General features: G+C 67.3%; 11 protein-coding genes and 3 pseudogenes. 3 read left to right on the top strand and 11 right to left on the bottom strand.

The window, feature by feature from the left end; genetic code table 11:
• The 6 genes from FNX44_RS16485 to FNX44_RS16460 all read right to left on the bottom strand — a co-directional run.
• Positions 1-1,618, bottom strand: a 1,618-nt coding sequence (locus FNX44_RS16485) for a lantibiotic dehydratase family protein (RefSeq protein ID WP_173019206.1), incomplete at its 3' end; no start/stop codon positions are given.
• Positions 1,619-1,747: 129 nt separating this feature from the next.
• Positions 1,748-1,933, bottom strand: coding sequence for a hypothetical protein (locus tag FNX44_RS16480; RefSeq protein ID WP_143649021.1), 186 nt, complete (start codon positions 1,931-1,933; stop codon positions 1,748-1,750).
• 82 nt (positions 1,934-2,015) lie between these two features.
• The gene (fxlM, locus tag FNX44_RS16475) at positions 2,016-3,269 is read right to left on the bottom strand and encodes a methyltransferase, FxLD system (RefSeq protein ID WP_143649020.1); all 1,254 of its coding nucleotides are present in this window, start codon (positions 3,267-3,269) and stop codon (positions 2,016-2,018) included.
• 146 nt (positions 3,270-3,415) lie between these two features.
• Positions 3,416-3,622 (bottom strand): hypothetical protein, encoded by a 207-nt coding sequence (locus FNX44_RS16470; protein ID WP_143649019.1) that lies wholly within the window; start codon positions 3,620-3,622, stop codon positions 3,416-3,418.
• On the bottom strand, positions 3,622-3,879 hold the full coding sequence (locus FNX44_RS16465; protein ID WP_143649018.1) for a hypothetical protein: 258 nt from the start codon (positions 3,877-3,879) through the stop codon (positions 3,622-3,624). The genes FNX44_RS16470 and FNX44_RS16465 overlap by 1 nt, the downstream gene beginning before the upstream one ends.
• Positions 3,876-4,088, bottom strand: a complete 213-nt coding sequence (locus tag FNX44_RS16460) for a hypothetical protein (RefSeq protein WP_143649017.1) — start codon at positions 4,086-4,088, stop codon at positions 3,876-3,878. The genes FNX44_RS16465 and FNX44_RS16460 overlap by 4 nt, the downstream gene beginning before the upstream one ends.
• A gap of 287 nt (positions 4,089-4,375) precedes the next feature.
• On the opposite strand from FNX44_RS16460, the gene FNX44_RS16455 reads away from it, so the two are divergent.
• On the top strand, positions 4,376-5,248 hold the full coding sequence (locus FNX44_RS16455; protein ID WP_143649016.1) for a helix-turn-helix domain-containing protein: 873 nt from the start codon (positions 4,376-4,378) through the stop codon (positions 5,246-5,248).
• Positions 5,245-5,475 carry a DUF397 domain-containing protein gene (locus tag FNX44_RS16450; protein WP_143649015.1) on the top strand — a complete coding sequence of 77 codons (231 nt, stop codon included), beginning with the start codon at positions 5,245-5,247 and terminating at the stop codon, positions 5,473-5,475. The genes FNX44_RS16455 and FNX44_RS16450 overlap by 4 nt, the downstream gene beginning before the upstream one ends.
• 95 nt (positions 5,476-5,570) lie before the next feature.
• On the opposite strand, the gene FNX44_RS16445 is transcribed toward FNX44_RS16450, so the two are convergent.
• Positions 5,571-6,083 carry a hypothetical protein gene (locus FNX44_RS16445; RefSeq protein WP_143649014.1) on the bottom strand — a complete coding sequence of 171 codons (513 nt, stop codon included), beginning with the start codon at positions 6,081-6,083 and terminating at the stop codon, positions 5,571-5,573.
• A gap of 291 nt (positions 6,084-6,374) precedes the next feature.
• Positions 6,375-6,716 (bottom strand): annotated as a pseudogene (locus FNX44_RS28980) (mobilization protein); the annotation flags it as partial.
• Between the two features lie 2 nt (positions 6,717-6,718).
• Between FNX44_RS28980 and FNX44_RS28975 the strand changes: the two are divergent.
• Positions 6,719-7,111 (top strand): annotated as a pseudogene (locus tag FNX44_RS28975) (site-specific integrase); the annotation flags it as partial.
• 332 nt (positions 7,112-7,443) lie between these two features.
• Here FNX44_RS28975 and FNX44_RS16430 read toward each other — a convergent pair.
• From FNX44_RS16430 to FNX44_RS28970, 3 genes and pseudogenes are all read right to left on the bottom strand, one after another.
• Complete coding sequence (locus tag FNX44_RS16430; RefSeq protein WP_173019205.1) at positions 7,444-7,752, bottom strand: hypothetical protein; 309 nt, start codon at positions 7,750-7,752, stop codon at positions 7,444-7,446.
• A gap of 176 nt (positions 7,753-7,928) precedes the next feature.
• Entirely contained in the window at positions 7,929-11,858 is a 3,930-nt protein-coding gene (locus FNX44_RS16425) for a DNRLRE domain-containing protein (RefSeq protein ID WP_173019204.1), read from the bottom strand.
• Between the two features lie 169 nt (positions 11,859-12,027).
• Positions 12,028-12,261, bottom strand: a pseudogene (locus tag FNX44_RS28970) (hypothetical protein); the annotation flags it as partial.

Raw genomic sequence — 12,261 nt, 5'->3', positions numbered from 1 at the left:
GAGGGCGGGCCCCGGCATGGCCGAGTAGCTGGAGGGTGCGGGCGGCCGGGGGCAGCAGGCGTGGGGCGATGCGGCTGTAGAGGACGGGGGTGACGAGGCGGTCGTGCCGTGTGGACCACAGCGTCAGGTGGTCGCCGGTCGTGGTGACCGCGAGTTCTTCGGGGAGTAGGTCGCCGGGGCGTGTGGGTACGCCGAGTGGGATGCGCCAGGGGGCTGCCCGGGTCTCGGTGGTGAGGGCGCCGGAGGCTGCGGTGCGGGCGCGGCAGACGATTTCGGCGACCATCGGGCCGGTGCCGTCGTCTTCCGGTTCGGGTGGGACCAGGTCGGGTAGCCAACGTGCCCAGCGGCCTGGTGCGGCCCCGGCGTCCTGGGAGCCCGTTCCGGGGCATACGGCGATGCGTAGGTCGTGGTCGGGTCCGCTCAGGAGTTGGATGTGGATTTCGGCGGTGCGTGGTGGTGGGAGCGTCGAGTGGTGCGCGAGTTGGTCGAGGTGGCGGTCCTGTAGGGCGATCTCCGTTGCGTGGGTGCGAAGGGCGTCGGAGAGGAGGGTGGCCAGCGCGGCGGTGCGGGTGGGGCCGAGTTCTTCCTCGACGCCGAGCGCGTCGTGCGGTGGGGGTGGTCCAAGTCCTGTCGTGAGATCGAGGAGTTCGGGTAGGGGTACGAGTCGGTGGCGGCCGTAGGTGGCGCAGAACCGGCGGTGGTAGTCGGTCAGTGGCGGTTTGCGGTGGCCGATGCGCCATAGCACCGACGCGGCCAGGGCGGCTTGGTCGCCTACCGAGGGAGGAAGGACGATCTCCGCGTTCGCCAGGGTGTCGACAACCAGCGGGCGGGCGGTGTGGTGGAGGGCGTCCGTCTCGTCTCGGGCTGCCGACAGCAGCGTGCGCCGCTGTGGTGCGCCGGGAGAGTGGGCGTCGGCGTCAGCGAGGAGAGCGCGTAACCGCGTCAGGCCGGGGGCTGCCGTGGCGTCTGTCAGGAGGCGGTTGAGGAGGTGCCGGACCGGATCGTCTCGGAGGTCGGTCGGGAGGACGTCGCAGAGGAGCAGTCCGGCGTCGATCATGTTCTGTACTGCGTGGGTGATGTCCGCCCTCGTTGCTGTCGGGTAGCGGTGGGCGAGTTGGTCGAGGACGTCGGCGGTTCGTGCGCCGTCGGCGCATGCTTGGAGTAGCCAGCGGGAGACCGCAGTTTCGCGCACGCTGCCGAGTTCGGCGCCGTCGGCGGCCGGGTGCTCGGCCTCCAGTCGGCCTCCGCGTCGGGCAACGAGGTTCGTAGTCGTCAGGCTGAGTGCGGGGAGGAGGCCAGGTTCCTCGTCGAGGAGTCGGCGGGCGACGGCGGTCAGCCATGCGGGGCTCGGTGTGGTGACGGCGTGGTGCGCGGAACTGACCCGGAGGGTGGTCGTCGTTGCGGTGAGGGACGCCGTCGTCACTCCGGCGAAGACCCCGTGCGGGGTGGTGCGGCGGCGGGAACGGACGTCGTAGGCCCGGAGCGTGGCCCGCCCCCGTTCTTCTCCCTGCTCCAGGGCCTGCTCGGCACTGCGGCTGGCCAGGAACATGCCCTCGGCCAGGAGCCCGTCAGTCAGGGTGCTCTCGTCCTGGTGGGGGCGCAGGGGTATGCGGGCCATGGCCACTGGCTGCGCGGAGAAGAGTCTGCGGGGCATCACACCACCCGTTCGTTTCAGGGCCTGATCGGAGGGGAGGGAAGGGGGCCGGGTGCGCGTCCGCACCCGGCCGGTTGGTGCCGTACCGCTGGCTCAGCAGCCGGTGGTCGGGCCCTGGGGCGGGGATTCGCCGCAGCCGTCGCCGGTGGTGTCGCCCGCGTCTTCCTCCTCGTCTCCGTCGCTCAGCCAGACGGTCAGCTCGCCGATGGAGCGCTGCTGAAGGTCGAGGTCGAAGGCATCCGCCAACTCCTGGGGCGGTGGTGCAAGGGGCAGTGTCATTCCGTCCTCCTTGTCGGTCAGGTCGCCGGGCTCTGTCCGGGGACCGTTGGTACGGATCGGCCACGGGTCGGGCCGGTCCGAGCTATGGGGTGACAGTCAGCCGGGCGCTGGGCTTCTCGATCACCACGCCCACTGGCTGCTCGGCGCCTCGGCGGGGATAGGCGTGCACGACCGGGTCGCCGCTGTGGCGTGCCGTCGCGTCCCACTGCCGGACGGCGTCGCCGAGGTCGGCGGCGAGCTTGTCCTTGGTGGGGCCGTGCGCGGTGACGCCCAGTTCGAAGTGTTCGGGGGTGTAGGGGGCTTGGCGCAGGGTGAGGTAGGCGAGTGAGTCGCCGTTCCACACCGCGCCCGCGCCGCTGCCCAGGACCCAGCCGACCAGGCCGCGTTCGGCTGCGGCCTTCGTGGCGCGCAGTCGACCGTAGGGAGTGACCGCGCCGGCCAGCCACAGGTCCAGGCGGGGCAGCAAACCCTCTGAGCCGGTCAGCTCCACTCCGGTCCACCGTTCCTGCCGGGGGTCGGCGAACGCCTGGCTCAGTGCCAGGTCGTCGACGGGCTGGTCCTCGTCGACGATGAGCCGTACGTCGGCGTCGGCCAGCCTCACCACGCGCGGGGCCTGCGCGCTGGTCCCCTGCATCGCCAGAAAGCCGGAGACGACCGTCGTGTCGCTGCGCAGGTGCTCGCCCTCCCAGGTGAAGGCAAGGGTGCGGGAAAGGCTGCGGAAGCGGAGCGGGACGATCAGCCGTCCCGTCGGAGCCAGTTGGCTGAACCACGCGTCCGGGAGGTCGGCGGCCCCGGTGGTGACGACGATGCGGTCCCATCCCCCGGCCGGGGCCTCGCCCAGCGGTTGCGCGCCGTCAGCCGTACGGACCGCGACCCGCGTGTAGCCGGTCTCCGCCAGTAGCCGGTGGGCTCGGTCGGTGATGTCAGGGTCGATGTCCACGGTGGTCACCGAGCCGCCGGGGCCGACCATCTCGGCCAGGAGTGCGGCGTTGCAGCCTCCGGAACCGATCTCCAACACGTTCATCCCTGGCGCCAGTTCTGCTGCCTCCAGCATCCTCGCGTGCAGCCAGGGCGCCGAGACGGAACTGACCGCGCGGCCCCCGTCTGCCCGCTTGGTGAAGATCGCCTCCGGAGCCTCGTACACCTCCGCCGCCGACACCTCCGGGGCGAACCGGTGGCGAGGTACGGCACGGAACGCCGCTTCGACGGCAGGGGACACGATCACCCCGCGCTCCACAAGCCTCTTCACCATGCGCACCCGCAGTTCCTCGGTGCTCCTGTCGACTTCAGTTGTCATCCCGTCGTCCTCCATCGCGCCACCTCTCGACTCGGTCATGTAACCACTCGACTACGACACGTGGTCTCTCGTTGTTCGAACCGCTCTCGTCCTGGAGAGCCGGACATCCCGCGTGGTGCCTGTCCCGGCCGGGGCGGAGTTCACCCGGCCGGGACAGGGCGCTGGGCGGCCGCGCGGTCGGGGTTTCACTCCTCCGCCGCTCCCGGGGCGGGGCGGGCGTCCGGCGAGCCGTCGGTGGGCGGGACGTCGGCCACGCGAGCCGCGCTCACGGAGTGTTCGCCAGCGACCTGGGTGGCGGCGAAGCCGAGGCCGAACAGGTTCGCCGCGACCAGCGCGACGCCAACGAACACGCCGTCGCAGTCCGGCCTGGGCTTGCGGTGTCGGGAGGGCATCAGCGGGACGCCTCCTCGGCTCCGGCCGGCTGCACCAGCTCGGTCTCGCAGATGAGGGACTGGCGCTCGGTGTGATCGGCAAGCCGGGTCCATACGAAGGAGTGCTCGGCGTCCACGCCGGCGTATCCGCTGCCGACCTGCACCACCACGCCTTCGAACGGCTCCGGCTTCTCCCAACGTCGCCGGTCGGGGTGCACGTAGGACATGCCGCGCACGCGGTCACCGACGCGGAAGGGGGCTGCCTTCGATGTCCTCATGTGGGGGCGTCTCCCGTCTGCTTCGTCGCCGAGGTGCCGACGCGCTCCAGGTCCAGGTAGACCTCGAACTCCTGCGCGTCCCAGGTCGCGGGCGGGCCGTGGGCGGCGCGGAAGTCCGCGGCCTCCGCCGCTATCGGCGTGGTCGGTTGCCCGGCGGCAGCAGTGTTGGAGTACCTGAGGGGTTCGCTGGGGTTGGAGCACACGGGCATACCGCCTCCCAAGGGTGAGCCGCACAGGAGCTGGTGGCCTGCTCGTCGGGCACGTACGCCGAAGCAGGCAGTACTACGAACGCCGTCGACCAACTTCGGTTTTCTGGGCGCACGTTCACGGTGGCGGTCGGCATAGTGGAACCGCAAGGGAAACCGCACGGGAAGTCGCACCTGCGGGAAAGTGGTACATGCCAGGGCAAGCGCATGGGCTGTTTCGACCAGCACTTGGCGTGCCACACTCCGCACATCGGCAGCGGCGGCTCGCACATAGGCCGGGAGGCAGACACGTGGCAGCACGGGCAAGACCGACGGCACGGCGGATCGAACTCGGTCACGAGTTGAGGGAGTTGCGCAAGCAGGCCGGGCTCACCCTGGAGGAGGCGGTCGAGGGTCTGCCGCTGTCCGACACCAAGCTCTACCGCGTCGAGATCGGGCTGCGGGACCTGCGCAGCTCCGGCGACCTACGCACGCTCCTCGCGCGCTACCACGTCGAGGACGAGGAGGACATCGAACGCCTGATGGCCATCCAGCGCGAGTCCTCCAGCCGGGAGTGGTGGACGCAGTACAAGGGCGCGATGCCCTCCGGCATGCCGCGCTTCGTCGGTATCGAGTCCGCCGCCATCGAGATCCAGGCATTCCACCCGTGTCTGGTGCTCGGACTGCTGCAGACCCGCTCGTACGCCCAGGCGCTGTACGAGACGATGAAGCCGATCGAGGAAACCACGACCGAGTTCATCCGGCAGAACGTCGACGTGCGGATGCGGCGCAAGGAAGCCCTCACACGGGAGGAGGAACCCCTGCGGCTGTGGGCCGTGCTCTACGAGCCCGCCCTTCGCTACATCGTCGGCAACAGCGAGATCATGCGCGAACAGTACGACGAGATCATCAAGCTCACGGCGCTGGACCACGTCACGGTCCAGGTGCTCCCCCAGACCGTGCGCGGCTACCTGGCCGTGAACGACTTCAGCATCCTGAACCTGGGCGACACCCTGCCGTCCACGGTCCAGGTCGACAACGCGTGGGGTGCCTCGTCGGTCACCGACACACCCCGCGAGGTCGGGAAGTTCTCCCGCAGGTTCAACGCGCTCGTGGCGTCGTCCCTGCCGCCCGAGGACACCCCGAGGTTCCTGAAACTGCTATCGCGAGAGATCACCGAATGACCACTCACACCCGCACCTCGAAGGCCACCGAACTGGCCGGCGCCCACTGGCGCAAGTCCTCCTACAGCGGCGGCACCGGCAACAACTGCGTGGAGGTCGCCGACCTGACCGACACCGCCTACCGTGCGGTCGGGATTCGCGACTCCAAGATTCCCAATGGCCCGGCCCTGCTGGTCACTCACCAGCAGTTCGCCGCTTTCCTCGCCCAGGTGCGTCCAGGCGCCTGACAGCACGCCCCTGAACCGCGACAGCCGGTCCGAGCAAGCCCGTACTCGGACCGGCCGAGCGCCTCCCCCTCTCCTAAGCAAGGAACGATGCGCCCCTAGCAAAAGGACGTGATCGTCCGGTCCGAGCGGTGCGCAGTGCCGCTGTGCACGTTGTCGATCCCAATCTTGACCACGGTCGCATGCATGACGCGGGTTACACCACGGACACATTGGAACTTGTCCGGGTGATTGAACCCATGAATGTCATAGTTCTTCTCTGGGTGGAGGTTCCACCCAGATCCCAGGAGGTAGCGGTTCCAGCCCGACCACTTGCCGTTCTGGTACGTCCGGTAGGCCAGGTAGATCGTCACGACAGGTGTCTTGCTGGAGCAATAGTCCACCCTTGCCATCGCATTCACCTGGTTTACGGAGTGCAGACGCGGCGTCTTCATCGTGACCTGGCATCCGTGGGCCTTAACGGGTCCAGGGTGCGGGCTGTGCGCCGCTGCGGCCGTAGTGGACATCGTGAGCGCCGCAGCGATCGCGACGGTCGCGGCGAGGAGGCGACTACGCGTGAAGGATTTCGCGCGTAGTCGCCTTCTACTCAAACTTTCCTCTTTCAGATTCACTGGATTCTCCGTCCAGAGTTTGACCGGACACACCAAGACCTAGCGTGCTGATCACGGCGCACCCGGCTCAGTCGGTCACTCACGTGCACGGACTGACGGGCCCAACCGAGCCCGTCTCCTCTCCGCGCCGTCGACAATGTCACTGAACCGCGGGTCCGCTGTTGACCGCTGGTGCACGGTGCTTTGACCGTTCGCGCCCAGGGCACGCTGCCAACTACGAGCGAGGAACCGGCGCGGGCGAAGCTAGCGGTGTCGGCGCTGTCCCGAAGGGGCTGGGGGCCCTGCCGACTTTCAGGACGTGAGCTGCCGGTTGGCCATGTAGAAGCCTGCCGTCGTGCGGCGGCGGGCGGCTTCGGCGCGGAGGTTGGGTGCGGGGTTGCGGCTGGTGTGTTGTATGCGGGTGATCAGGACGCGGGCGGGTTGGCGTGCGGTGGTGAGTTCGCGGCGCTCGGCGGCTTCCTTGAGGAGTTGGTGGGGTTTGTGGCCGCCGGCTTCGGCGTCGGCGAGGACGGTGGCGAGTGCTGGCCAAGCCGGGTCGGTGAGGATGCGCTCGGCGTGCTGGGGGACAGCGGTGCGAACGTCGTTGGTGAGGGCTCGGTGGGTGTCGCTTGTCGGTTGGCGGGCGTGGAGTTCGGGAGACGATCTCCAGGAGCTTCCGCCGCGTTCTGGCGCTGACGGACCTGCCGCCCATCAAGCTCCGGGACCTGAGGCACGTCGCCGCGACCCTCACGCACGGCGGCGGCGGTGACATCCACTCGGTCAAGGAGACGCTGCGGCACTCGACCATCGCGCTCACCTCGGACACCTACACGAGCCTGTTACCCGAACTGGACCGCGAGATCGCCGAGAAGGCCACCGGGCTCGTCCCCAGGAAGCGGCGGGATGTCCCTGAGGAGGCGACGGCGGAGGAGGCGGAGCCGGTGGCGGAGGACGGGGTCGAGGACACCTCCGCTCACGCATCGCTCACGCATGAGCCGGAAGACGAAGCAGCGCCCGAGTCGGCCGAAGCCGATCCGGACGCTGCGTAGCAGGTCAGAGGCGGTTCCCCCGTCACTGCGGTCAGTAGGCCGTGTGGGACTCGAACCCACAACCAATGGATTAAAAGTCCTGGTCAGGACCGTCCGGAAGAGTCCGGGTGGTCCCTCTCGTTCCGGGGACGCGAGGCCAGAACGCCCAGCCCGTGCCACGCCATCCAGACGCTGACGCCCCGTAGGCGCCCAGCCGCTCACGCATAAGCCTCCTTGGCCAGGTCTTTGCAGCTCGTGTCTTTGTCGGCACAAACATGATGCCGACGAGTCAGGGCCGCCGCCCACGGATGGCTCGTCCGTGGGCGGCGGCCCTGGTCATGCTTCGCCGTTTCCTAGGGCTTCACGGGGTCGCCGTCGCCTAGTTGTAGCCACCACACGCGCCCGTCCTTGGAGAGGTCAATCCTCTGCTTGCTTCCATCAGCGAAGTGGAGGTTGACGTACGTCATGTACGGCACGACCGGGTCGGCCACGACTGCTTTGACAGGCGCACTGGCACGTTCGCCGTACTGCGAGATCAGCTTATGCGCCGCCTGCTCCCGGCCGGTGTACCAGGGTGCGCCGATACGTGCGAGGTCAGCGGCGTCCCCGGCTTGGAGTCGCTGTAGGTACACCTTGATCACCAGTTCGGTCTCCTGCGCCATCTCCTTCACGTCCGGGTAGCGAGACTTTGCCGGCTGAACCGTCACCTGGACCTTCGGTGCGTCCCGTAGTTCATAGGGCGTCGGGTCACGAAGAAGCCACCAAGCGGCAGCAGCAAGGCAGACGCACACGGCAGCCGCTACAGCCACTGTTCGCTTGGATACGCGGGTCCGTAGCATCAGTACCATCTCGGCTCGACGCGGACGATGTCCGCCCACGTGCCCTTCTTGCTCTTGATGTAGACGTCGAGACGCTGGTCCAGCCGGTTCTTGTTCTGCGCACTCACGTATGCCTTCCCCTTGGACATCTTGGTGACCACGCCGGCGTGGTCCCAGGTCCCCTTGCCACCCCACTTGAAGAAGACCACGTCACCGACCTTGGCGTGCTGCTGCTTGGTCTCCGTGTTCACCACACCCTTGCTGTGCTTCTCAAGAAACCTACGCAAGTGGTCGGCAACCGTCCAGGTGTGGGAGTTCTTGTAGTAGATGCCACCTCCAGAGTGTGGCGGTGCTATGTGCTTGGTCCGCCACCAGACATTGATGCTCCTCTTGTCCTTGTTCGTGCCCTTCATGCGCATGCCGCCGCCGTGGTAGAGGGCTTTGGAGACGTAGTTGGTGCAGTTCTGGCTGTACTCATGGGGTGCGTTGTAGTTTGCCCTCGCCCACTTCGACGTGCCCTTGGCGTCGATGATGGCGAACGGCGTGACAAAGAGCGGGCCTTCGAGACGCTGCTCTGAGACCAGGCCACCGGTTGAGGAGGGTCGAACCGAGGGCGCCCCGTCCTCGACGGTTCCGTACGTCGTCATGATGAACGCCTCCTCACCTCGAGGGAGCTTCTGCTCGTACTGGGTTGCGTCCATCTTGCTGCGCAGCGAAGGGGTGTCTCCGGCGAACGAGAAGAGCACGGTCTCCTCGCTCGTCTCCGGATCAGCAGGTGAGTCAGCGAGGAACCGCTGTTCTCTTACCTTGGCACGAACGGCCACCGAGCCGTCGCCGGCAGGCATCACCAGGGCGTCGGACACTGTCGAGGTGATGGATGTGAAGGTGAGGTCGTCGGCATTCAACGCATCCCGTGTGTCGATCAGCCACGACTCCTCCGCCTTGAGCAGCGATGAGTAGCGTGCGGCGTTAGGACGCCCGCGTGTGGCGCTGGAGGCGGTGTGATGGGCGCCAGTGGTCATCGATGCGCTGGCTTGCAGGTACTCCCGGACCGCTTGCACATACGACGCGCCGTCCGGCGAAGCCCTTACCGGCGTGATCGCTCCGCTGGTGACCCTTCCACTGGTGCCGTACGGGTTCGAAGCGGTAACCCGGAAGGTGTACGACGTTCCGTTGGTAAGGCCGGTCAGAACTACGTCTGTGCCTTCGGTGGTCTTCTTGGCGACCACCGCGCCTGTGGCGTCTACGGCGGACACTTCGTAGGTGAGGACCGAGTCGTTGTACCCGCTGTCCTTGCTTGCGTTCCATGTCACCAGGGCACCACCGTCTCCGGCGCGAGCGCGAAGTCCGGTCGGCGTCGACGGCGCTGTGGCGACTCCGTACTCAACCGTGAGCGTGGCCGAACTGAAGCTGATGCCGGCACCACTCGCAGCGTCCTTGGGCATGCGGAGAACGAGACCGTGGTTGACATTTGCGCCGTCGGTCCAGCCTGTAACCAGCGCGGTGACATCTAGCTCCCAAGGAGCAGTGGCCATCAGGTTGGCCTCGGGCGCACTGACGGCGTCCAGGCTGTCGCCTGTTCCCTCAGTCGTCCACTCCTCGTTGAGTGCGTGCACGGCCACCCGAGGTGTCGTTCCGCTTGTGTGGAGGTTGAGCACTGCGTTGGTCACCTGCGCGCCAGCAGGGAGCTTTGACAGGTCTGCCTTGAGGTACGTGCGCCAGCTTCGACCCGATATCTCTCCGACTCTGAGCGGAGTGCCGGCCCGTCCGACGCACCCGCTATCCCCGACGCAGGCGCTTGCCGTGCTCAGTGGCACAGTGGCCGAGGACATAGGGACTGGAGGGGTCGGCAGGCCGCCGGATGACCCCGCTGCGATTGAGGCGAACGTGGTCCAGGCGGAGCACTTGCTCGCGTAGCAAGCCCTCATCGACCAGGCGAACGGGCCTGTTCCTGTGAGGCGGTCAGCCGGTATCTGGAAGCTTGCGCGCTGACCGTTCTCGACGAGTTGGGTGCCCAGTGTTTCGGTGCCTTCTGGGTTCCGGAGGCGGAACTGGGCTTCGACCATGCCACCGTTCGGCGAGGTGACGATGCCGGAGACCAGTGGTGTGGGTGTGTCCGTCGCTCCGGTCTGCAACGCCGCGGGAGGGTCAGCGGGCGCAATGGCGGTCGCGTCCACGCGGAAGACGGTCCAGCCCGACCAGGCCGAGGTATCGACCCCATCGCTGGTGCGGGCGCGCATGCGCAGGTGAGCGCCATCAGGGAGGGCTGAGGCAGCGGGGACCTGGACCGTGGCCGTAGCGCCCGGTGCAAACGCTGTGGTCTTACCCGTCCACGTATAGGTGGTGTCGGCGAACGCCGGGTCCGGCTGCACCTGGAACTCGGTGACCAATGAGCTCTGCGCGTCGCTGTCGCTCACCTTTGCCCGCAGGGTGGGGGTGAGCGTTCCGGCAGTGGTCAGCATGGTGTCGGCTTTGAGCGGACTCAGGCCCAGCGCGGTGGGGGCCCCGGGAACGGAGTTGTAAGTGACGATCAGAGACGGCTCGTTCGCCGCGTCGTGCGATCCACTGACGTAGTTGGCGGACCGGTAGCGTCGCCAAGTGAGCGGATCGGTCTCGTCAACAGCGGCCAACCGCAGCCCGTGGTCAGGCTGACCGTCAGCCCAGGCTTGGACGATGCCGTTGACGTTCCATGACACCTGTCCGGCAGGACAGGTTGAGTTGTATCCCTTTGCTGCCTTGGACACTGAGGCGGCGGCAGTAGTCGTGCTCGGCTGCCGTGACCAGGAGATGGCGGAAGGGTCCCAGTCGCTGGTGATCCGCCGGACCTGGATACCGGAGTTCGCGGTCGAGCACGAGGACGACCAGTGCGAGTACAGCCGTAGGCTCGCGTCAACGATGCGCTTACCGGCGAACCGGGTGGTGTTGAACTTCAGGTACGAACGGGCCCGTTCGGTGCCGTTGTACGTTCCCGCCTTGAGTTCGGTCGATCCGCGCTGAGAGGACGGGTAGGCACTGTCCTGGATCCAGGTGTCGGTTGCGGGGCCCAGCAGCGTGTTGGTCGGGTCTACCACCACTGGGTACTTCACGCCTTCGTCCGCGAGGAACGAGTCATCCGGCTTCAGCACCAGAGTCTGCTCGTCCCGGCTGGTCTCTACCGAAACGGCGACGTCCGTGACCTTCTCCGGCTCACCCGAGGCAGTTCCCTCGGCTGCACCCCACATGACGGGGACGGGTGCGGTCGCCACCTCGTCGCCGTCAGCGTCCTTCCAGAGCAGTCGCTTGTCCGCGGTCTTCTTGAGGTCGAGGCCCTCAGCGACCACGGGTATGCGCAGTTCCACCTTCTCTTTCGGCCGCTTCTTGAGTACGAAGTGATGGGAGAAGCCTTCGGGTAGCGCGGTGAGCACGAGGTCGGTGTCGGCCTGCACATCGCGGTAGAGGGCGGTGTTGCCCCGGAGCGTGGGCCGGGGAAGCTCCCCGTCCCAGCTGATGCCGAAGCTCTGTTCACCCGCGCTCACCTGCGCGAGGGGGGCGTCGGCTCCACCCGAGAACGCTATATCGGTCGCGGCCTGCTTGGGCCGCACAACCCCGTCGCGGTACACCAACGTGGTATCGACCTTGCGCCACTCACCACGTGCGTCTCGAACCCGGATCGGACCTGTGGTCGACTCCTCCGTCAACGAGCCGTCCGGGTTGGCGTAGGTGGTCGAACTCTCGGTCCGCAGAGCCTCGACTTCAGAGCGTTCACCTGTCGCGGCTGCGCGCCTTCGCGCAGCGCCGATTGCAGCGTCCTCCGAGCTTTCCGAGTCAGCCGCCGCAGGCACTGCGGTAGGGGCCTCGGCGCTGGCGACGGTCTCCCCGGTCACAGCCCACCCGACCACCAGAGCACCTATGACGGCATGCGCTACATGCCGGGTCGGCATACCGGGTCTCAGTCTGTGAAGCTTCTTCATTTGTAACCCCCTTGGTCTGGACATGCAAAGAAGATCATCACCCCTCAGTCACCGAAAGTCCGCATCCGTGAAGAGATGAGACACACGTCACGGTTTTGAACTGCACGCGTCAGGGCCGCCACTTCACCGGGAGATCCGTTCGCTCACCAACCGCCTTGGGGCCAGGGCGTCACGAGAGAAGCAGGACAGCATCCCAGGTCGTGGTCCTGGGGTGAGCAAGGAGGCCGCCGTGGTCGGCGAGGGCGAGCGCTGTACCGGCAGTGCCGTTGAGGAGCCCTGGGGCAGCCGAGTGCGGCTGGGGAATCGCGACGTGGTGGGCCAGTTGGGGGTTGTGGTGGTTGGCGGCTTGGAGGATGCCGGCTGTGCCGTGGCAGAGGGTGGGGCCTTTTGTGTCCCACTGGTC

Origin of the sequence: Streptomyces alkaliterrae (genome assembly GCF_007097205.2) — a bacterium.
GTDB classification, from domain to species: domain Bacteria; phylum Actinomycetota; class Actinomycetes; order Streptomycetales; family Streptomycetaceae; genus Streptomyces; species Streptomyces alkaliterrae.
This window is presented reverse-complemented; position numbering and strand designations above follow the sequence as displayed.

Coding starts and splice junctions, on each gene's coding strand:
- FNX44_RS16450 (WP_143649015.1), top strand. CDS start 5,245: ATGACCACTCACACCCGCACCTCGAAGGCCACCGAACTGGCCGGCGCC.
- FNX44_RS16425 (WP_173019204.1), bottom strand. CDS start 11,858: ATGAAGAAGCTTCACAGACTGAGACCCGGTATGCCGACCCGGCATGTA.
- FNX44_RS16465 (WP_143649018.1), bottom strand. CDS start 3,879: ATGAGGACATCGAAGGCAGCCCCCTTCCGCGTCGGTGACCGCGTGCGC.
- fxlM (WP_143649020.1), bottom strand. CDS start 3,269: ATGACCGAGTCGAGAGGTGGCGCGATGGAGGACGACGGGATGACAACT.
- FNX44_RS16470 (WP_143649019.1), bottom strand. CDS start 3,622: ATGCCCTCCCGACACCGCAAGCCCAGGCCGGACTGCGACGGCGTGTTC.
- FNX44_RS16480 (WP_143649021.1), bottom strand. CDS start 1,933: ATGACACTGCCCCTTGCACCACCGCCCCAGGAGTTGGCGGATGCCTTC.
- FNX44_RS16460 (WP_143649017.1), bottom strand. CDS start 4,088: ATGCCCGTGTGCTCCAACCCCAGCGAACCCCTCAGGTACTCCAACACT.
- FNX44_RS16430 (WP_173019205.1), bottom strand. CDS start 7,752: ATGGCGCAGGAGACCGAACTGGTGATCAAGGTGTACCTACAGCGACTC.